Origin of the sequence: Mesorhizobium sp. WSM4983 (assembly GCF_029625765.1) — a bacterium.
In the GTDB taxonomy this organism is placed as follows: domain Bacteria; phylum Pseudomonadota; class Alphaproteobacteria; order Rhizobiales; family Rhizobiaceae; genus Mesorhizobium.
In genome coordinates this window covers 107704-127212 of record NZ_JARTVM010000004.1, presented here as the reverse complement: position 1 = coordinate 127212, position 19509 = coordinate 107704, and the positions used below count along the sequence as shown (strand labels likewise).

At 64.7% G+C, this 19509-nt stretch carries 18 protein-coding genes; 10 read left to right on the top strand and 8 right to left on the bottom strand.

Annotated features, from left to right (window positions below):
* Positions 1 to 45 precede the first annotated feature (45 nt).
* Complete coding sequence (locus P9254_RS14560; protein ID WP_156751033.1) at positions 46 to 570, top strand: hypothetical protein; 525 nt, start codon at positions 46 to 48, stop codon at positions 568 to 570.
* Between the two features lie 61 nt (positions 571 to 631).
* Here P9254_RS14560 and P9254_RS14555 read toward each other — a convergent pair whose 3' ends face one another.
* The 5 genes from P9254_RS14555 to P9254_RS14535 are packed head-to-tail and all read right to left on the bottom strand — an operon-like array spanning position 632 to position 4955.
* Positions 632 to 1828 carry an arabinose transporter gene (locus P9254_RS14555; RefSeq protein WP_278056523.1) on the bottom strand — a complete coding sequence of 399 codons (1197 nt, stop codon included), beginning with the start codon at positions 1826 to 1828 and terminating at the stop codon, positions 632 to 634.
* Between the two features lie 9 nt (positions 1829 to 1837).
* Positions 1838 to 2854, bottom strand: a complete 1017-nt coding sequence (locus P9254_RS14550) for a zinc-dependent alcohol dehydrogenase family protein (RefSeq protein WP_095824605.1) — start codon at positions 2852 to 2854, stop codon at positions 1838 to 1840.
* A gap of 28 nt (positions 2855 to 2882) precedes the next feature.
* Positions 2883 to 3278, bottom strand: coding sequence for a (R)-mandelonitrile lyase (locus tag P9254_RS14545; protein WP_127215226.1), 396 nt, complete (start codon positions 3276 to 3278; stop codon positions 2883 to 2885).
* Positions 3279 to 3297: 19 nt separating this feature from the next.
* Positions 3298 to 3768, bottom strand: coding sequence for a cyclophilin-like fold protein (locus tag P9254_RS14540; protein WP_127241650.1), 471 nt, complete (start codon positions 3766 to 3768; stop codon positions 3298 to 3300).
* On the bottom strand, positions 3765 to 4955 hold the full coding sequence (locus P9254_RS14535) for an MFS transporter (RefSeq protein WP_278056679.1): 1191 nt from the start codon (positions 4953 to 4955) through the stop codon (positions 3765 to 3767). The genes P9254_RS14540 and P9254_RS14535 overlap by 4 nt, the downstream gene beginning before the upstream one ends.
* A 148-nt stretch (positions 4956 to 5103) precedes the next feature.
* Between P9254_RS14535 and P9254_RS14530 the strand changes: the two genes are divergently transcribed.
* From P9254_RS14530 to P9254_RS14515, 4 genes are all read left to right on the top strand, one after another.
* Positions 5104 to 5997 carry a LysR family transcriptional regulator gene (locus P9254_RS14530; protein WP_278056678.1) on the top strand — a complete coding sequence of 298 codons (894 nt, stop codon included), beginning with the start codon at positions 5104 to 5106 and terminating at the stop codon, positions 5995 to 5997.
* A 133-nt stretch (positions 5998 to 6130) separates the two neighbouring features.
* Positions 6131 to 6958 (top strand): transporter substrate-binding domain-containing protein, encoded by an 828-nt coding sequence (locus P9254_RS14525; protein ID WP_278056676.1) that lies wholly within the window; start codon positions 6131 to 6133, stop codon positions 6956 to 6958.
* A 49-nt stretch (positions 6959 to 7007) separates the two neighbouring features.
* A complete protein-coding gene (locus tag P9254_RS14520; RefSeq protein WP_278056675.1) occupies positions 7008 to 8288 on the top strand; it encodes an NAD(P)/FAD-dependent oxidoreductase in 1281 nt (426 codons plus the stop codon).
* Positions 8289 to 8306: 18 nt separating this feature from the next.
* Entirely contained in the window at positions 8307 to 9278 is a 972-nt protein-coding gene (locus P9254_RS14515; RefSeq protein ID WP_066993007.1) for an amino acid ABC transporter permease, read from the top strand.
* A 3-nt stretch (positions 9279 to 9281) separates the two neighbouring features.
* Here P9254_RS14515 and P9254_RS14510 read toward each other — a convergent pair whose 3' ends face one another.
* Both P9254_RS14510 and P9254_RS14505 read right to left on the bottom strand, forming a co-directional pair.
* A complete protein-coding gene (locus tag P9254_RS14510; protein WP_067321863.1) occupies positions 9282 to 10097 on the bottom strand; it encodes a PfkB family carbohydrate kinase in 816 nt (271 codons plus the stop codon).
* Positions 10098 to 10142: 45 nt separating this feature from the next.
* Positions 10143 to 11156: an SIS domain-containing protein gene (locus tag P9254_RS14505; RefSeq protein WP_095824609.1), complete on the bottom strand. Its 1014-nt coding sequence runs from the start codon at positions 11154 to 11156 to the stop codon at positions 10143 to 10145.
* A gap of 187 nt (positions 11157 to 11343) precedes the next feature.
* On the opposite strand from P9254_RS14505, the gene P9254_RS14500 reads away from it, so the two are divergent.
* The 4 genes from P9254_RS14500 to P9254_RS14485 all read left to right on the top strand — a co-directional run bounded on the left by P9254_RS14500 (position 11344) and on the right by P9254_RS14485 (position 15297).
* Positions 11344 to 12075 (top strand): GntR family transcriptional regulator, encoded by a 732-nt coding sequence (locus P9254_RS14500; protein ID WP_095801575.1) that lies wholly within the window; start codon positions 11344 to 11346, stop codon positions 12073 to 12075.
* A gap of 435 nt (positions 12076 to 12510) precedes the next feature.
* Positions 12511 to 13089: a TetR/AcrR family transcriptional regulator gene (locus P9254_RS14495; protein ID WP_095801489.1), complete on the top strand. Its 579-nt coding sequence runs from the start codon at positions 12511 to 12513 to the stop codon at positions 13087 to 13089.
* Positions 13090 to 13128: 39 nt separating this feature from the next.
* Positions 13129 to 14403, top strand: a complete 1275-nt coding sequence (fabF, locus tag P9254_RS14490) for a beta-ketoacyl-ACP synthase II (protein ID WP_095824610.1) — start codon at positions 13129 to 13131, stop codon at positions 14401 to 14403.
* Between the two features lie 78 nt (positions 14404 to 14481).
* Complete coding sequence (locus tag P9254_RS14485) at positions 14482 to 15297, top strand: oxidoreductase (protein WP_095778940.1); 816 nt, start codon at positions 14482 to 14484, stop codon at positions 15295 to 15297.
* Between the two features lie 72 nt (positions 15298 to 15369).
* Here P9254_RS14485 and P9254_RS14480 read toward each other — a convergent pair whose 3' ends face one another.
* The gene (locus P9254_RS14480; RefSeq protein WP_245457179.1) at positions 15370 to 17319 is read right to left on the bottom strand and encodes a putative bifunctional diguanylate cyclase/phosphodiesterase; all 1950 of its coding nucleotides are present in this window, start codon (positions 17317 to 17319) and stop codon (positions 15370 to 15372) included.
* Between the two features lie 478 nt (positions 17320 to 17797).
* Between P9254_RS14480 and P9254_RS14475 the strand changes: the two genes are divergently transcribed.
* Positions 17798 to 19333: an FAD-dependent oxidoreductase gene (locus P9254_RS14475; RefSeq protein WP_278056668.1), complete on the top strand. Its 1536-nt coding sequence runs from the start codon at positions 17798 to 17800 to the stop codon at positions 19331 to 19333.
* The last annotated feature ends 176 nt before the right edge of the window (positions 19334 to 19509 follow it).

The following is a 19509-nucleotide window of genomic DNA, read 5'->3' as shown; positions in this document are numbered from 1 at the left end:
GCCTCACGCCCCCAATGGCCGCGCGCCCTTCCCGAGGAGTTCAAAATGCGTGCATTTTGCCTTTCGACCATCGGCGTTTTCGCTTCGGTGCTGCTTGCGGCATCCGCCTTCCCGGTCCTCGCTTCAGGCAGCGCGGCGAAGGGCCAAAATCTCCATCGACTGTGCCGCCAGGTGAAGAACGACGATACGATCCGCGCCTACTCGCACGAGCTCTACGGCGGCACGGTCAAGGCGTTCAGGAAGCTCTTTCCGGACGCCAAGGGCGCGCCGGCGGAATCGGAACTGCAGGCGCAGGCCAACTACCGCTGCATGAACGGCAAGGTGCTGGCCTGCTTCGTCGGGGCAAACCTGCCCTGCGCGAAAATGAACGCCGCGCGCGACAATCCCGGCGCGGACGAATTCTGCAGGACCAACCCGAATGCCGACGTCGTGCCAGCCTTCGCGACCGGTCACGACGCGCTCTATTCCTACAAATGTCTGGACGGCAAGGCGGTGGTGACCGGCGAGACCTGGGTGCTCGACAAGCGCGGCTTTGCCGCCCGGTTGTGGGCCGAAGTGCCCCGGCACTGAGGCTGACCGAAGAGCCGATCTGACGACCTGCAGAGACGGCTTAGCGGCGGCGCGCTTTCCGTTACATCCTTGCCCGGGCTGACCTGCGGCGAAGCAAGAGCGCGATGGCCAAAGCCGGAAGTGTCGTCGCGGCGGCGGCGAGGAAGACGAACCGCAGCCCGGCGGACGCGGCGATCAGGCCGAGCGCCGGGCTGCCGAAGCCGAGCGCCACGTCGAGAAAGACGGTGTAGAGCCCCATGGCAAGGCCGCGGCTGCTTGCGGGGAGATGGGCGACCGCCTCGGCGCCGAGGCCCGGATAGACCAGCGAGTAGCCGAGCCCGGTCAGGCCCGCTCCGATGGCCGCGACGAGCGGCCCCGGTGCCAGCCAGATCGATAGAAGGCCCGCCGCCTCGACCACCACGAAGATGGCGGCGACGCGGGCGCCGCCGAGCCTGTCCGGCAGGTGGCCGAAGCACAGCCTTGCCGCGATCAGCGATGCCGCATAGGCGGTGAAGGGAAGCCACACCGGATGCCAGCCGCGCTCGGCAAAGAGCAGCGCTGCGAAGGACAGGATCGCGCCATAGCCGAGGCTGCTGAGGGCCGCTCCGACGCCCGGAAGCCAGACCGCTTGCGCGACGCTCGTCCAGGACTGCCGCGCGGCGCTGCCGGCGGCCTTGACGCCGCGCATCGGTAGAGTGGCGAGCAGTGTTGCAAGGGGCAGGACCATTGTGGCAAGAGCGATCGCGGCGAAGCCCCCGGCTTCATAGAGCGCGGACCCGATCGGCGCGCCGAGCGCCAGCGCCGCGAACATTGCCATGCCGATCCAGGCGATGACCTTGCCGGAGTTCTGTCCGCCGGCAAGCGCCAGGCCCCAGGCGACGCCGCCGGTGATGATGAAGCTCTCGGCCGCGCCCAGCACCGCCCTGCCGGCGAAGAGCACCGTCGCGGACGCGGTCGGCTGAGCGAGCAAGGCCAGCGAGCCGAGATAGATAAGCCCGGCCAGCGCGGCGGCGACAAGGCCGACCACGACGGCGCGCTTGCCGCCACGCAGATCAGCATAGTTTCCGGCACCAATGCGCGACAGCAGCGAGGCGACGAACTGGCTGCCCGTCACCAGCCCGACGGCGAACGGGCCGAAGCCGAGCCTGTCATGCAGATGCAGCGGCAGGACGGGCAGCGCCAGGCCGATGAGCAGGAAGCCGGCAAAGATCGCCGCCATGATCGGCACCAATCTCGCCATCGTCCGGCTTTCATCGGCTGCAGTGCCCGTCGCGACCATCGCCGGCGCCTAGACCTCGAGCATGACCTTGATCGCGCGCCGCTCGTCCATGGCGCGGTAGCCTTCGGCGACCTTGGTCAGCGGCAGCTTGAGGTCGAAAACCTTGCCGGGCTTGATCCTGCCCTTGAGCACGCGCTCCATCAGGTCGGGCAGGAAGCGGCGCACCGGCGCCGGGCCGCCCAGCATGCGCTTCTGGCCGAAGAACAGTTTCTGGCCGTCGAAGCTCACGCCATGCGGCACGCCGACATAGCCGATGGTGCCGCCGGGGCGCGAGCAGGCCAGCGCCTGGTCGAAGGATTCGGCCGTACCGACGCATTCCAGCACCGAGTCCGCGCCGACGCCCGCGGTCAGTTCCTTGATGCGGGCGATGCCTTCCTCGCCGCGCTCGGCCACGATGTCGGTCGCGCCGAATTCGCGCGCGAGTTTCTGGCGGCTCTCGTGCCGGCTCATGGCGATGATGCGCTGCGCGCCCATCTCGCTCGCCGCGAGCACGCCCATCAGGCCGACGGCGCCGTCGCCGACGACGACAACGGTCGATCCTTCGCGCACCTCGGCCGCATCCGCCGCATACCAGCCGGTGCCGAGCACATCCGAGACGGCCAACAGGTCAGGCACCAGGTCGGCCGGCGGAACCTCGGAAGTCGCCACCAGGGTGCCGTCGGCCAGCGGCACGCGGGCATAAGGCGCCTGCGCGCCCGACATGAACTCGCGTTGCACGCAGGAAGACTGGAAGCCGAAGCGGCAATGCGGGCAGGTGTTGTCGGAGAGGCAGAAGGAGCCGACGACGAACTGGCCGGGGCGCACGTTGCGCACCTCCGCGCCGACCTCGACGACGATGCCGCAATATTCGTGGCCCATATGCATCGGGCGATCGATCGGCTGCAGCCCGCGATACGGCCACAGGTCCGAGCCGCAGATGCAGCTCGCCGAGAGCTTGATGATGGCGTCCGTCGGGCGAAGGATCTTCGGGTCCTCGATTTCCTCGCAGCGGATATCGCCGGGCTTATGAAGAACAGTTGCGAGCATTTTGCTTTCCTTTTCGTTCGATCGGTGATCAGGCGCCGTAGTCGGCGTCGCTGACATGTTCCAGCCAGTCCACGACCTTGCCGTCCTTGACCTCCTGGAGGGCAATGTGGGTCATGGCCGTCTCGGGCGACGCGCCGTGCCAATGCTTCTCGCCGGGCGCGAACCAGACGACGTCGCCGGGGCGGATCTCCTCGAGCGGCCCGCCCTCGCGCTGCACGCGGCCACGGCCGGAGACGACGATCAGCGTCTGCCCCAGCGGATGCGTATGCCAGGCGGTGCGGGCGCCGGGCTCGAAGGTGACCTGCGCGCCCTGCACCCGCGCGGCATCGAAGGGATTGAAGAGCGGATCGATCCGGACCGTGCCGGTGAACCAGTCGGACGGCCCCTTGCCGGACGGCCTCGTGCCAGCGCGAAGAATGTCCATGGTGATCTCCTTTGCGTTCTCACATGCGTTCGATGCGCAGCGGGAACTCGCCGCGTATGTGCAGGGCCTCTTCGCCCCCGTCGAAGCGGCCGAGCCTGATCAGCCCGGGATGGCGGTAGTCGGCGTAGAACATCGCCAGATTGCCCCAGGACACGAAGTAGCAGAGGTCATAGGGCTGCTCGTTGCCGAACGGGCCGCTGCCCTCTTCGGTCAGCTTGCGCGGCAGATAGGCGATCTTCTCGTTACGCGCGTAGTCGTCGATCGTGAGATCGAGCGGCAGCATGGAAAAGAAATCGCGTGCCGAAGGATTGTCGTAGAGCGTGGCCGTCATGGTTCGGCCATCGAATGTCATTCTGATCTTCATGTCGGCGGGTTCCTGGCTGGCCGGGCCCCTGCCCTGCTGGCTGCGGGCGCGCCGCGGCAGGAGCGTTGATGCGAGCGCGGCGCCGAGCAATGCGCGGCGACTGAGCTTGGGATGGCCGGTCGTCATGGCACGGCCCTCCCGCCCATGCGCGATGCGGCGAACGCGGCGAGCGCCGCTCCGCAAAGCAGCGCCGCGCCGAAGGCAAAGGCTCCCCACCAGCCGACCGTGTCGAAAAGCGTGCCGCCGATCGCAGCGCCGCCGGTAATGGCAAGCTGGATGACGGCCACCTGCAACCCGCCACCGGCCTCCGCGTCTTCAGGCAGCGTGCGGCTGAGCCAGGTGCCCCAGCCGACGGGCGCGGCCGTGCCGAAGAAACCCCAGACGAAAAGCAGCAGGGCCGTGGGAAGGGGTATTGCGCCGAGGGCGATGAGCGCGAGCGCAAGCACGGCCATGACCAGCGGAATGACGATCAGGATGCTGAACAGACGCGCGCGCAGCAGCCGGCCGATGCACCAGGTGCCGCCGACGCCCGCGAGCCCCATGACCAGCAGGATCGCCGAAAGCGTCGCGACGTCGACCTGGGTGACCCTTTCGAGGAAGGGACGCAGATAGGTGAAGAGCGCGAACTGGCCCATGAACAGCATCATGACCGATGCCATGCCGATGGCGACCGGAGGACGGCCGAGAAGAGACAGGCTGTTGCCCGACCGCTTTCGCCGGCGCGGCGGGAGCGGCGGCAGGCTGAGCCACTGCCAGACGAGCGCCAGGAACCCGAGCGGCACGACCAGGAAGAACGCGCCGCGCCAACCGGCATAGGCCCCAAGCAGGCTGCCCAGCGGCGCGGCAATGGTGGCCGCGACGGCGTTGCCGGCGTTCAGCATGGCGAGGCCCTTTGGGACCTGCTCCTCGGGGACGAGGCGCATGACGATCGCGGTCGACATCGACCAGAAGCCGCCGATCGCCATGCCGAGCAGCGCGCGGCCGGCCATCAGGAACGCGTAGTTCGGGGCGAAGGTGACGGCAAGCCCGGACGCGATGAGAAGCACGGTGAAGCCGGTGACGACCAGCCTGCGATCGATGCGGCGCGTCAGACCGGCGACCAGCAGGCTGGTCACGACAGCGAAAATGCCCGAAATCGAGATCGCCTGGCCCGCCCGACCCTCGGTGATACCGAGATCGGTCGCGATCGGCGACAGCAGGCTGACCGGCATGAACTCCGAGGCGATGAGCACCGAAACGCAAAGCGCCATCGAGAGCACCGCGCCCCGCATGGCGCGGTCTTCGACAAGCCTTGTGTCGTAAGTGGTTTCCATTCGGGGGCATCCTTGCAAGCGGGGCGCCGGAATCGGCCACGGCCGCCGCGACCTGCCCGGAAGATATTGCAGTGCAACCAAATCGATTAGAGCCGATAATCCGTATGGACTTATCTACCTGTGATATAAATCGATCAGGAGGTTCTCCATGCAGCGCGGCGACATGAAAGATTTGCTGTGGTTCCTGGCTGTCGCCCGGGAGCGCAGCTTCACCAGGGCAGCAGCGGAACTCGGCACGTCACAGTCGACGCTCAGCCACACCATCAAGCAGTTGGAAGCCCGCCTCGGCGTTCGCCTGCTTACGCGCACGACGCGAAGCGTGGCGCCGACGGAAGCCGGCGAGCGGCTCTACCAGTCGCTCGCCCCACGCTTCGAGGAGATCGAGGCCGATCTCGCGGGTCTGGTCGCCTTCCGGGACAAGCCCGCTGGCACGGTACGCATCACGCTGTCCGACCATGCGCTGGAGACGACGGTCTGGCCGAAGCTCGAGCCGATGCTCTGCGACTATCCCGACTTGCGCGTCGAGCTCTACAGCGACAACGGCATGCGCAACATCGTGGAGGAGCGCTTCGACGCCGGCGTGCGGCTTGGCGAGAGCGTCGACAGGGACATGATCGCGGTGCGGATCGGCCCCGACTGGCGGCTGGTGGCCATCGCCTCGCCGGAGTATTTCTCCCGCCGCCCAGTCCCGAGGACACCGCAGGATCTGGTCGGGCATGACTGCATCGGCCTGCGGCAGGCGACGTTTGGCGGGCTCTATGCCTGGGAGTTCCAGAAGAAGGGCCGCGAGCTTCGGGTCCGGGTCGATGGCCAGCTGACCTTCAACTCGACCTTGCCGATGATCGATGCGGCGCTAAGCGGCTACGGCATCGCTTATGTCCCGGAAAACCTCGTCAGCCGCCACATCGCGGACGGGCGGCTGACGCTCGTGCTCGATGATTGGAGCCTGCCCTTTCCGGGCTATCACCTCTATTATCCGAGCCGGCGGCAGCTTTCTCCGGCGATGGCAGTCGTCGTCGAGGCGCTTCGGCATCGGAGTTGAGCCTGGGGCCGGGGCGGCAGTGGACGCTCATTGCAGGCTGAACTCGGCAATGCCCGACAAAAGATGCTTGACTCGCCCTGCCCCTTCCGGACAATTGCGTTGTCAGACATCTTACATACGAGAGGGAGGTTTCGTGAGGAGATTGATCGCTTGTTTCGCGGTGGCTGCCGGCGCGCTCGCATTCGTGTCGGCAGCGCGAGCGGGAGAAACCCTGGATCGCGTCACATCCAAGAAGGCCATGGTGGTCGCGACCAACAGCGGCTGGCCGCCGCAGAGCTTTCTCGACGAAAGCAACCAGTTGGTGGGTTTTGATATCGACGTCTCGAAAGAGATCGCCAAGCGTCTGGGCGTGGAGGTCAGCTTCGAGACGCCCGACTGGGCCACAATGACCGGCGGCCACTGGCAAGGCCGCTACGACCTCGGCGTCGGCTCGGTGACGCCGACCAAGGCCCGGGCCAACGTGATCGATTTCGCCGGCATCTATTATTACAGCCCTTATGTTTATGTGGTCCACAAGGACAGCAAGGCGAAGTCCGTGAACGACCTGAACGGCAAGGTGATCGGTGTCGAAACCGCCACGACTTCGGAAGATTTCATCCGCCGTCACCTGGAGATCGACGCTCCCGGCCTTCCGCCAGTCGAATATAAGCTGCAACCGGGCGAGATCCGGACCTTTGCCGATTCCATGCTGCCATTCGACGATTTGAGACTTGGGGACGGCGTGCGGCTCGACGCAGTCATCGCGCCCGAGCAGACCGCCCAGAACGCCATCAAGAACGGGTATCCGCTGCGCATCCTCGAGGGCGACTACGCCTTCCGCGAGCCGCTGGTGGTGATCGCGGACAAGGGTGACGCCGAGTGGACCACCAAGATCGGCGGCATCATCGACCAGATGAAAAAAGACGGCACACTCGCCACGCTGACCACCAAATGGTACGGCAAGAACTACAGCGCCGAATGACGTTCGTCGCGGGCGGCTTTGAAGGCCGCCCGCTCTCATGCGATTCATCATGACCTATCCCGATACTTATTATCGCCGCACGCTTGCCGACGAGAAGGTCAGACCACCTTTGGCCGGTCTGGCCGAATGCGACACGGTCATTGTCGGCGGCGGACTGGCCGGTCTGACGACGGCGCTGCAGCTGGCCCGCGCCGGGCGCGAAGTCGTCCTGCTCGAAGCCGAGCGCGTCGGCTTTGGCGCCTCGGGCCGCAACGGCGGCTTCGTCAGCCCCGGCTTCGCCACCGGCAGCGACAATATCGCCGCGATGGCCGGCACCGCGGCGGCACAGAAGCTGCACCGATTGTCGATCGAAGGCGTCGAATTCGTGCGGCAGACGATCAAGGATCTCGACATCAAGGCGGCAAAGCCTCGCCCCGGAATTATCGGCGTGCTTCGCCATGACGGCGGCGCCGAACTGAAGGGCCACGCCGAACGGCTGGCGCGGGATTTCGACTATCCGCTCGAATATCTCGAGCGTGACCAGGTGCGCGCGGTGCTGCAGTCCGAGCGCTACTATCAGGGCCTGCGCGACGCCAACGCCTTCCACATGCATCCGCTCAACTATCTGCGCTCCGTCGCCGAGGAGATCGAGCGGCTGGGCGGCAGGATCCACGAGGCGTCGAGCGCCGTCGAGGCGAGACTCGACGGCCCGCAAAAGACCATGCGCACAGCAAACGGCGAAGTACGCGCGCGGCAGGCGGTGTTCGCCACCGGCGGCTACACAGGACGGCTGCTCGGCCAGTTGAGGCGGGCCATGTTGCCGATTGCGACTTATGTGATGCTGAGCGAGGAGGCCCCGGAGCTCATCGCCAGCGCCATCGCGACGACCGACGGCATAGGCGATAGCCGCCGCGCCGGCGACTACTACCGCGTCGTGGAAAACGGGCGGCGGCTGCTCTGGGGTGGGCGCATCACGACGCGGGCCGCTTCGCCGTCGGCGCTGGCCAGGGAATTGCGCCGGGAGATGGTCGGAACCTATCCTCAGCTCGCTGCGCTCAAGACCGAACTCGCCTGGTCGGGGCTGATGGCCTACGCCCGGCACCTGATGCCCCAGATCGGACAGCTGCAGCCAGGCGTCTGGTATCTCACGGCGTTTGGCGGCCATGGCATCAACACCACCGCCATGGCCGGCAAGGTGGTGGCCGAGGCGATACTCGGCCAGTCGGACCGTTACCGGCTGTTCGAACGGTTCGGACTGACCTGGGCGGGCGGGCCGGTCGGGCTTGCCGCGGCGCAACTCACCTATTGGAAGCTACAGGCGCAGGATTGGTGGCGCGAACGCCCCCGCTGACCACAGGGAGATCGACAGGTGATCGGCAGACTGCTGCTCAATTATCCGGACGCCGCGCGTCGCATCGGCATGTGCCTGGCGCTCGCCGCGTTCGCTGCAGGCCTTTACGGGCTTGGCATCAAAGCCGACTGGATCGGCAAGCTGGTTCCGAGCTCCCTCGAATGGCTTGCCGCCAATCCCGCGGCAGCGCGGGGCGTTTCGGCGGTGCTGATCGCGCTGATCGCGGCGGCCAACTGGAAAGCCCTGCAGCAACTCGGGCGCAAACAGCAGATCGTGGCCGTATGGATCGAGCTGTTCGTGCTGCTGATGCTGTTCTTCTATTCCTTCGACCTGTCGTTCTCTTTCATTGCCAGGAAGATCGGCTTCCTCGTCTCGCAGGGCGTGGTGACGACGCTCTACATCTCCGCCATTTCGATCGCCATAGCCACGGTCATCGCCTTCATCGGCGCCATAGCCAAGCTCTCCAAGAACGGCGTCGTCTATGGCCTGGCAACGTTCTACACCTCGCTGTTCCGCGGGCTGCCGTTGCTGATGCAGATCTACATCATCTATCTCGGCCTGCCGCAGGTCGGCTACGTGATCGGGGCCGTGCCCGCCGGCATCATGGCGCTGTCGCTCTGCTACGGCGCCTACATGACCGAAATTTTCCGGGCCGGCATCGAAAGCATTCCGCGCGGCCAGACGGAGGGCGCCACCGCGCTTGGCCTCAGCCCCAACCAGACGATGTTCCTGGTGATCCTGCCGCAAGCGATGCGCGTCATCGTTCCCCCGACCGGCAACCAGTTCATCGCGATGCTGAAGGATTCCTCGCTGATTTCGGTGGTCGGCGTATGGGAGATCATGTATCTGGCGCGCACGCAGGGCCAGACCGAGTTCCGGCACATCGAGATGCTGATCACCGCCTCGATGATCTACTGGCTGCTGTCGATCGGGCTCGAATTCCTGCAGTCCCGCATCGAGGAACGGTTCGGGCGCTCGCTGAAGCGCTGAACTTCAGTGCGGCATTCCCTCCTGGGGGAAGCCGCCGAGATGGCAGCAGGTCAGCGCGGCGCGATCGCGGCCGCTTTCGAGACATTGCAACAGCGGCTTTTTGGCCAGCCAGGCGTGGAGAAAGCCGGCAATGAAACTGTCGCCGGCGCCGGTCGTGTCGACGACCTCGACCGGACGGATGCCGGTCTCGGCGCGCTCGCGGGCAGTGAACGCCATCGACCCCTCGGCACCGCGCATGACGACGGCGCAGCCTGCGCCGCGCGACAGAAGATCCGCCGCCATCGCCGCCGCGGCGCCATAGGGTTCGCCGGTCGAGCAGAAGGCTACGCTCAGGCCCTCGACGCCGAGATTGGCCGGATCGGCGTTGACCGAAATGTCCTGCGAGACGCTGACGCCTGCCCGCGACAGGCGCCTGCGCAAGGCGCCGCCGTCATCCAGCCAGCCGATATGGACGTGATCCATCGCCTCCAGGATCGCAAGTTCGGCCTCGTGCGGCGCGTATCCGGCGCAGGCGCCGAAATCCTCGGCAGCGATCAGCCGCTCACCGGACGGCAACACTTTGATGTCGGTCCAGGCGGTGTTGCGGTCGCCGACTCGCAGGTGGTCGACCACGACCCGATTGGCTTCGAGCTCGGCGCGGGTGCGCTCGCCTTCGGCGTCGCGGCCGACGGCACCGAAATAGAAGCTCCTATTGCCAAGCCGGGCGAGCTGGACGGCGACGTTGAGCGCGTTGCCGCCGACCAGCGAGCGCCCGATCGGCAAGCCGAGGCGGTCAGTGCAATTGTCGCCGACGGCGGCAAATCGAAATTGAGCCGTCATATCCCCTCTGCTACGCCATGAAGCGCTGCCGCTAAAGGCACGCGCTCAATAGGCTACGCGTTTATAGTAGCGGCGCGTCGTCAGCGGGTGGTTGCGGATCACCTCGAGATGAGCACTGACGCGTTCGAGGGCGGTGGCCAGCACGACCGGCGAAACCAGCGCCCGCACGTCCGCAGAAATGCCGGGCAGTTCGAAGGCGGCCGTGTCGAGCACCGTCGTCTTGTCCGTGTAGTTAGCTGCGAAATTCTCGACCCGCTCGGCCAGCGGCCGGGCGCTGTCCTCGCCCTTGAAGAGAACAACGCTTACGTCTTTTTCCACCAGCTCCAGCGTGCCGTGGAAAAAATCGGAGGCATGCACCGGACGGGTCCGGATCCATTGCATCTCTTCCAGGATGCACATGCCGTAATACCAAGCCTGCGGCCAGACGTTCCCGGCGCCGGTTATGATGTGATAGTCGGAGGCGGCCAGTTTTTGGGCGAAGTCGGCGGCTTGCTTTTCATAGCTCCGCTTCACCTCCAGCAGCAATCGCGGCAACTGCGCCAGCTCGGCGAAAATCCGTTCGGATTCGGCCAGCTCGCCGCGATGCTTCAGCACCGAAAGCGCGATGAACAGCGACTGGAGGTAGAAGGACTCGCAGGAGGTGTCGTCCTCAGCGAAGTTGACGAAGACGTGGTCCCCGCCCCTGCCGAGCGGCGTCTCCTCATGCCCAACCAGCGCGATGACCGTCGCTCCGATCTCCTTGATCCTAGCCAGCAGCGCCACGCTTTCCTTGGTGGTGCCCGAGAGCGAAGGCAGCACGACGATCGATTTCTCGGTCAGGTGCACGGATTGGGCAAGCTGCAGCTCGGCAGTGATATCGACGAAGGCGGGAAAGCCGGACCGGCGCTGCAGCAATTGTGCGGCCGGATGCATCAGAATCGCCGCGCCCCCGGTGCCGAGGAAGAAGATGTTTTGAGCCCCGGCGGCGAGACATTGCGCAACGGCGGTTTCGATGCGCTCCCGCAAAGCCACCGCCCCCGATTGAATGCGTACAAACCGGGCTTCGTCGAAATTGAGCATCGTTCCCTCGATCGCATCTGTTGTAAGACAACTGACATCTTGCTGAGCGCATTTCAAGAGAAATCTTGCGGACCGGCTCCGGTCCAATTGCGTATGCAGCAAGTGAGGCGCCACGACATGCCCCCGCTTGACCTAGCCGCGATTGTCCGACAACAAAAGGAGAGTTGGCACTATGGGGATCACGGACTTGGACGAGCCGCTTCGGGATGCGCGCACACTGGCGGTCCAGCTCCGCGACCGCCTTGCCGACCTGATCAGAAGCGAGGGGCTCAAGCCCGGCGACCGGCTGCCGACCGAGTCGCAGTTGACGCAGCGCTTCCGCATCTCGCGCCCTGCCCTGCGCGAAGCGCTGAAACTTCTCGAACAGGACGGCGCCATTTCCGTCACCCACGGCCTCGGCCGCTTTGTCACGGCGAACTCTGCCGTGCAGGTCGACCGGCCGATAACGATGTTCGAAAGCGTGACCGACATGTCGCGCCATTACGGCTACGACACCATCAACAAGGTTCTGTCGATCGCCGAGGAAACGCCCGATCCGGTGATCCAGCAGCAATTGCGGCTGGCCGACGGAGAGCGCGTCATAAGACTGGAACGGCTGCGGCTGCACAACGACGTGCCCCTCATCTACTCGCTGGATTACGTGCCGCGCAGCCTTTTGCCCGGCCGCCTTTTCGACATCGAATGGAGTGGTTCGCTGCTCGCGCTGTTGGAGAAACACCGCCATCAGCCGCGTATGTCGGCCGCCTCGGTTTCAGCCGTGACGCTGCCGGACGAAATCGTGCAGCGCAACGACCTGCGCGATTTCGGGCCGGCGCTGCTCATTACTGAAACCTGTTTCGATGCGACCGGGACACCGGTCGTCTATGCCGCTGTCTATCATCGCGGCAGCCATTTCGCCTTCAGCTTCGCACGGCGGTGACGCCCAACGCCGGCGATTCGGGCCGGCGACGGCGGTGTTCGCCGGGACGCTGCCGATTGGGAATTGAGTTCGAGAATAGCCTTCGAATAGGTCCTCTGGTCCACGCGTCTTTTGTTAGGTCCTGGCCAACGCTCTGAGACTCTTGTCCGGCAGCTTGCCAGGCCGCGATCCGTGGCGGGGTAGTCCGGCAGCGTTGCGCTCATCTGCATGTCGCCCACGGTCGAGACCGTCACCTCCCCGCCGGATCTCGAGAGCGCGTAGAGCTGTTCGCGGTGGCCCGGCAAGGAGAAGCTCACGGAATCCCGGTCGGCGGCGCATCTGGCCTGCCGCAAACCTACGCCCGACGAGCCGCCTATCCCGGATCCTTAATTAGATTGCGCTCAGTCTCTAAATGGCATATAGATTTCTTACGCAATCTAAATATGGAGGCCGATCATGCGCGTGAGCCGCATTCAGGCTGAGAAGAACCGGCAGACCGTGATCGACGTGGCCAGCCGCCTTTTTCGGGAACATGGGTTCGACGGCATCGGCCTCAAGGATCTGATGAAGGGTGCCGGGCTGACCCAAGGCGCCTTCTACAAGCAGTTCGCGTCGAAGGAGGACTTGGTCGCACAGGCTTCCAGACGGGCGGTGGAGAGTACGGCTGCCCGATGGGCGACAGCGACCGCAGCCAATCCCAGCGATCCGCTTGGGGCGGTGATGGCATTTTACCTCAGCATGGGCCATCGCGAGCAAAGGATGGACGGCTGCCCGGTCGCGGCGCTCGGCTCGGATGCCGCCAGGCAGCGGGCCGAGGTGAAAGGGTCGTTCGAAGCCGGCATCAAGCAGTATCTCGAAATCATCGGCCGGTTGATCGCCGCGACCGACGTAGACGAGCCCAACAGCAAGGCCATGGCCATTCTTTCGACGATGGTCGGCGCGCTGACGTTGTCGCGCGTCGTCAACGACCCCGACCTCGCTCAGGCCTTTCTGGATGCGGCCACCGAACAGGTTCGCGACGCAGTCACGGCTTGAACGGCGCGGGACTGACGACCGGGATTGATAGGAGAATAGATGCGACGGATCGTTGTAACGGGCATGGGCGCGGTCACGCCGCTTGCGGCGGATGTCGAGACGTCCTGGTCGCGTCTCCTGGCCGGCCGCTCTGGTATCCGCAGGCTTGCGGACGAGGTGGTGGAAGATTTGCCGGCGAAGATCGGCGGCGTGGTTCCTTCCCTGGAGGATGATCCCCAAGCCGGCCTCGATCCGAACGGTTTCCTGGCGCCGAAGGATCAGCGCAAGGTCGACCGCTTCATCCTGTTCGCGCTGGCCGCTGCAGAAGAGGCGCTTGCCCAGGCGAGATGGAAACCGGCCTCGGAAAAGGATCGGGTTCGCACGGCGACGATCATCGCTTCAGGTGTCGGAGGTTTTCCCGCCATCACCGAGGCGGTACGGACCGTCGACCAGCGCGGCGTTCGGCGCCTTTCACCGTTTACGGTGCCGTCTTTCCTGGTGAACCTCGCGGCTGGCCACGTCTCGATCCGCTACGGCTTCAAAGGCCACATCGGCGCGCCGGTAACCGCATGCGCCGCCGGCATCCAGGCGATCGGCGATGCGGCTCGCATCATCCGCGCCGATGAGGCCGATATCGCTTTGTGCGGCGGCACCGAGGCATGCATGAACACCGTCAGCTTGGGCGGCTTCGCAGCGGCACGCTCGCTTTCGACCTCCTTCAATCACCGCCCCGATCAAGCTTCTCGTCCGTTCGACATGTCGCGGGACGGGTTCGTCATGGGCGAAGGCGCCGGCATCCTGGTCATCGAGGAATTGAGCCATGCGCTGGCTCGCGGCGCGAAACCGCTCGCCGAGGTCGTCGGCTACGGCACCACGGCGGATGCCCATCATGTCACTTCCGGCCCCGAGGACGGCGATGGCGCGCGACGTGCGATGGAGATCGCGATTGCCCAGGCCGGCATCTCGCCACGCGACATCCGCCACCTCAATGCGCATGCGACCTCCACGCCGGTGGGCGACCTGGGAGAAATCGAAGCGATCAAAAGGGTCTTCGGCGCGGATTTCTCGATCGCCGTCAGCGGGACCAAGTCGGCGACCGGACACCTGCTCGGCGCTGCCGGCGGGCTCGGCGCGATCTTCACGATATTGGCGCTCAGGGACCAGGTGGCGCCGCCAACCCTCAATCTGGGCGCGCCCGATCCGGCCGGCGACGGCATAGACTTCGTCGCGAACCAAGCCCGGCCAATGGAAATGGACTACGCGATCTCCAATGGGTTTGGCTTCGGAGGTGTGAACGCCAGCGCGCTGTTCCGGCGCTGGGACGGACAGGCATGAACGGTCGAGCCGCTCCCTGGCTGCGGCTTTTGTTTCGGCCTTCCGATTTCCCCACTCCAGCCGCAAGAAAGTGATCTCATGGAAAAGACCAATCCTGGCGTCGCCCTCGTCACAGGGGCATCCTCGGGCATCGGGCGCGCAACAGCCGCAGCCCTCCGGAACGCGGGCTTTCGCGTGTTCGGAACCAGCCGTCGCGCGATCTCCGAACAGTCCGACGGCGTTACCATGCTGACCGGCGACGTGACCGACGACGCGTCCGTATCGAAGCTGGTCGAAGAGGTGCTGGCCGAAACCGGACGCATAGACCTGCTCGTCAACAATGCCGGCATCGGCCTGCTCGGCGGCGCGGAGGAATCCTCGACTGCGCAGGCTCAGGCGCTGTTTGATGTCAATGTCTTTGGTGTCATCCGGATGACCAACGCGGTGCTGCCGACAATGCGACGCCAACGGAGCGGCAGAATCGTGAATTTGAGTTCCGTGCTGGGCCTGATTCCGGCTCCCTATTCCGCTCTCTATGCGTCGACCAAGCATGCGATCGAAGGCTATTCAGAATCGCTGGACCATGAACTGCGCTCGTTCGGAATTCGCGTGGTGCTGGTCGAGCCCGCCTACACCCGCACGTCGTTTGAAGAAAATCTCGCAAGGCCCGATCAGTTGCTGGACATCTATGGCACCGCGCGCGCCGGCATGGATGTGGTTCTGCGGAAAGCCATCGAGACAGGCGATGCGCCCGAGATCGTGGCCAAGACGGTCTTGCAAGCGGCGACCGCCTCCGTTCCGCGGAGGCGCTATGCTGCCGGAAAAATGGCTCGCCAGATCAGCTTGCTGCGCCGTTTCGTTCCCGAATCCGCCTTCGACAAGAGCCTGCGAAAGCAAAACGGCCTGCCGGCCTGATATCCAAGTCGCCGACAGGGTCCTTCGAGGCTCTCTGACACAGGAGTTGGGCAGCCGCAGCCGCCCACCCCCTTAGGCGGCGCTGCCGGTTCGGCGCGACGGGAGTTGCCCGGGATCACAGGCGGCATTTGCAGCGGCAGAGGTGTCGAAATGCCTCGGCTCGAAGGCCAGCGCATCGTGCATGGGAAGCGCTGCCGAGAAGAGGAAGCCCTGCCCGATCATGCAATCGAGCGAGCGCAGGATCAGGCGATCGGCGTCCGTCTCGACCCCCTCCGCCATGACCTCTATGCCAAGCGTTCGTCCGAGATCGATGACGGCCTTGACCAGCGCCTGATCTTCCACGGATTTGGCCAGATCGCGAACGAAGTCCTTGTCGATCTTGATCTTGCGGATCCGACTGTCCTTCAGCGAAACCAGGGTCGAAAAGCCGGTGCCGAAATCGTCCAGCACGATCGATATGCCCGCGTCCGCCAGGCGTTCCAGCTTTTCGTCGACCCGGGCGCGATCCACGGGCGCCTCTTCGGTAATCTCTATCTCGAGCATGGCCGCGGGGACATTCCTCGTCTTCAGGATGTCCAGCATCATATCGTCGACATTGCCTGCCTCGAGTTCACGCGGCGACAGATTCATCGCAACGCGCACATCCTGGCGCCCTTTCCTCGCCAGTTCCTCGATCATGGAGCAGCAATTGAGAAAGACCTTCTCCGTCAGCAAGGAAAGCAGACCGGTTTCGCGTGCCGCTGTCACGATCTCCGGCGGGGGAATGGCGCCGTGAACCGGATGCTGCCACCGCAGCAGCGCTTCGAAGCCGGCGACCGCTTGCGCGTCCAGCCGCACGATGGGCTGGAACCATGAGCAAAGCGTGCCTCTCTCGATGGCTGCGCGCAGGTCGCGCTCGATGCAGTGCTTGCGTTCGAGCCCCTGATCGAGCTCGGCATCGAAGAGGCAGTATTCGTTCCTGCCGCTGCGCTTGGCCGCGTAAAGCGCGAAGTCGGCGCGCAGCAGCATCTCCGTCAGTCGCGGTGTCTCCGATACGTATATACCGATCGACGCGCCGACACGCACCGATTTCAATGCCGGATCCGGATTGGCGATGGCCGCGATGATCAAGGACGCAAGCTCGTCTATCGAGTGCTGCGAGCTTGCGGCGGGAAAGAGCAGCACGAACTCGTCGCCGCCGATGCGCGCGATCGTTGCCCCCGGCGGCGCGTGGTTCTCTATCCTGCGCGCGACCCGGACCAGAAGGTCGTCGCCGATATTGTGACCATAGGTGTCGTTGACGGATTTGAAGCCGTCGAGATCGATCAGCATGGTCACGAACGGACCGTCGGAAAAACCCATCTCGCCAATTGCGTGCTCGAGCCCGTGCCTGTTGAGCAAGTTCGTCAGCGGATCGCACCTGGAGTTTCGTTCCATCCGGGCTGCGAACGCCCTCGCCTCGTATTTGAGGCGGCTCGTCTCCTTGAAGCGGGTCTGCCCGAGCAGCGAGCTTCTGATCATGCCTCCAAGAAAAAGCAGGACGGTGAGGCCGAGGACGTAGTTCTCGATATTGCCTTTCGCCAACACGCATCCTGCGGCGATCAGAAGCGGCAATGTCAAGAAGTTGATCGAAGCCGGCGCGTATGACGCACCATAGGTGACCGAACCGGCCGACAGGCCGGCGAGCACGATCAGATAGAGCGGCGCCTGGGGAGTGGTGTATCCATCCGACAGCACGGCCAGAAAAGACCAGGCGATGCCCGATGCCAGGGCCAACAGCCCGTAAACGGAAAGTCGCGCATCGACCGGCCTCGACCGGCCATCGGGCCCATTAAAGGCAATTTCCGGCTGGGTGAGGGCCAGTCCTATGCGGGCGCCGTTGATGATGGTGACCGCCACAAACCACAGCGCCGCCGCCGGGCCACCGCCCGAGAGCATCTGCACGGCCAGGATCAGGGCCGAGAGAACGGTGCCGATGGGCATCGAGATGAAAAGGCCCTTCTTCAGGTCAGCGAACTGATCCCGCAGAATTCCCGCTTCCACGGCTTCGCTTTGCCCCTGAAGGGCTGAACCTGGGCCGGGCTGGTCGGAATTTCTCATGCCTAGTGGCTAAACGAGCGGAATGAAAATCGCGTTAAGGATTTCAGCGACTTACGCCGCATCAGTCATGGATAGGCGAGCGCGACGGTCCGGCCCGCCTCCCCATCGGGGTCGAGGCTGTCCACAACTCCAGCCGAACGGACTGTTCCCCACGCTGCCTCTGCGCTTCGATCTACCCCGGTGTGGCGGGAGTTTGCGAAAATCTTTGGGTCCGTTTGGAAACCGATCTGACGAAACTCCATCAAATCATTCGTCGGCCGCTACGGTCACCAAAGGATGGGTGCCGATGTCGTGACAGGCCTCGAACTTTGCGCATCGACTGGCGCAAAGCAGGCCAGGCGATCGTTGATTTGCCCAAAACAGCGTCGGGAGTCAGTCTGGCTCGGTCGGACTCCAATCGAATAGCGCAGGGAGAAAGAAGATGGCTCAAGACCACTCTAAATCGAACGGACCGGATCTGGCCCAAGGCATTGCGCTATCCGACCTTGCCGATGGCGCAAAGCTGGTCGGTCACTATGGCGATGAACAGGTGCTGTTGGTGCGCCGCGGGACAGAGGTCTTCGCAATCGGGGCGGCGTGCACGCATTATGGCGGGCCGCTGGTCGACGGTCTTGTCGTGGAGGATACCGTTCGATGTCCGTGGCACCACGCCTGCTTCGATTTGCGCACCGGCGAAGCCGTGCGTGCGCCTGCGTTCAGTCCACTCGCCTGCTGGTCGGTGGAACAGCGCGGCGATCGCATATTCGTGGGCGAGAAGCGCAAGCGAGTGGCTCAAAAGCCCAGCAGCGGAGGGGCTGGCCAGTTTGCCGGCAGAATCGTGATCGTCGGAGGCGGCGCGGCTGGTTTCGCAGCCGCCGAAAGACTGCGTCGTGAAGGCCATCAGGGCAGCATCGTCATGCTCAGCGACGACGAGGCGCCGCCCGTCGATCGCCCCAACCTTTCCAAGGACTACCTCGCCGGCAAGGCGCCGTCGGATTGGGTTCCGCTGCGCGGGGAAAGCTTCTATGCCAAGAACGGCATTGATCTGCGCCTCAAGACCAGCGTCGCCGACGTCGATGTCCGGTCCGGCGAGGTCGTGCACGCAGACGGGAACCGAACTGCCTACGACCGTTTGCTGCTTGCTACGGGAGCCGAACCGGTCCGCCTCACGATCCCGGGCGCCCATCAGCCACAGGTCCATACGCTGCGCTCGCTCTCCGACTGCAGCACGATTATCGAGGAAGCCGAGACGGCCCGCAGCGCCATCGTGCTGGGCGCCAGTTTCATCGGCCTCGAGGTTGCCGCGTCCCTTAGTGCGCGGAACATCGAAGTTCATGTCGTCGCGCCCGACGAACGGCCGATGGAGCGGGTCCTCGGGCCGCAGATGGGCGACTTCATCCGCAGCCTCCACGAGCAAAATGGCGTCGTCTTTCATCTCAAGGACACCGCGACCGCCATCGACGGTACGAACGTGCAACTGAGCAGCGGCCTTACGCTGACCGCGGATCTCATCGTCGCTGGCATCGGCGTGCGGCCGCGGCTCGGGCTTGCCGAAAAGGCTGGGCTCAGGCTCGACCGCGGCATCATGGTGGATGCCTTTCTGGAGACGAGCGCGCCGGGCGTTTTCGCGGCAGGCGACATTGCGCGATGGCCCGATCCCCACTCCGGCGAAAACATCAGGGTCGAGCACTGGGTGGTCGCAGAAAGGCAGGGGCAGACGGCTGCTCTGAACATGCTCGGACAGCGCGAGAAATACACTGCCGTCCCGTTCTTCTGGAGCCAGCATTATGACGTCCCGATCAACTACGTTGGACATGCGGAGCGATGGGACGAGATCGCGGTGGAAGGCGACATCGCCGCCAAAGATTGCCTCCTGCGTTTCAAGCGCAAGGGACGCACACTGGCGGTCGCCTCGATTTTTCGCGACATCGAAAGCCTGAAGGCCGAATTGGAGATGGAACGCCAGAGCGCTACCTGATGAAGCATGCAGAGGCCGCTTAGAGCAGCGCACGCACGGAGGCGGCCGGCGTCGGTCTGCAATGCGCTCAAATCCGACATCCGCCCGGAACGGCCGACCGCTGCAAATGTGATGCAGTTGAGGACCAAAGGCCGTTTTGCCGTTTCAGACGGCCTGGCGAAGGCTGATTTGCCGCC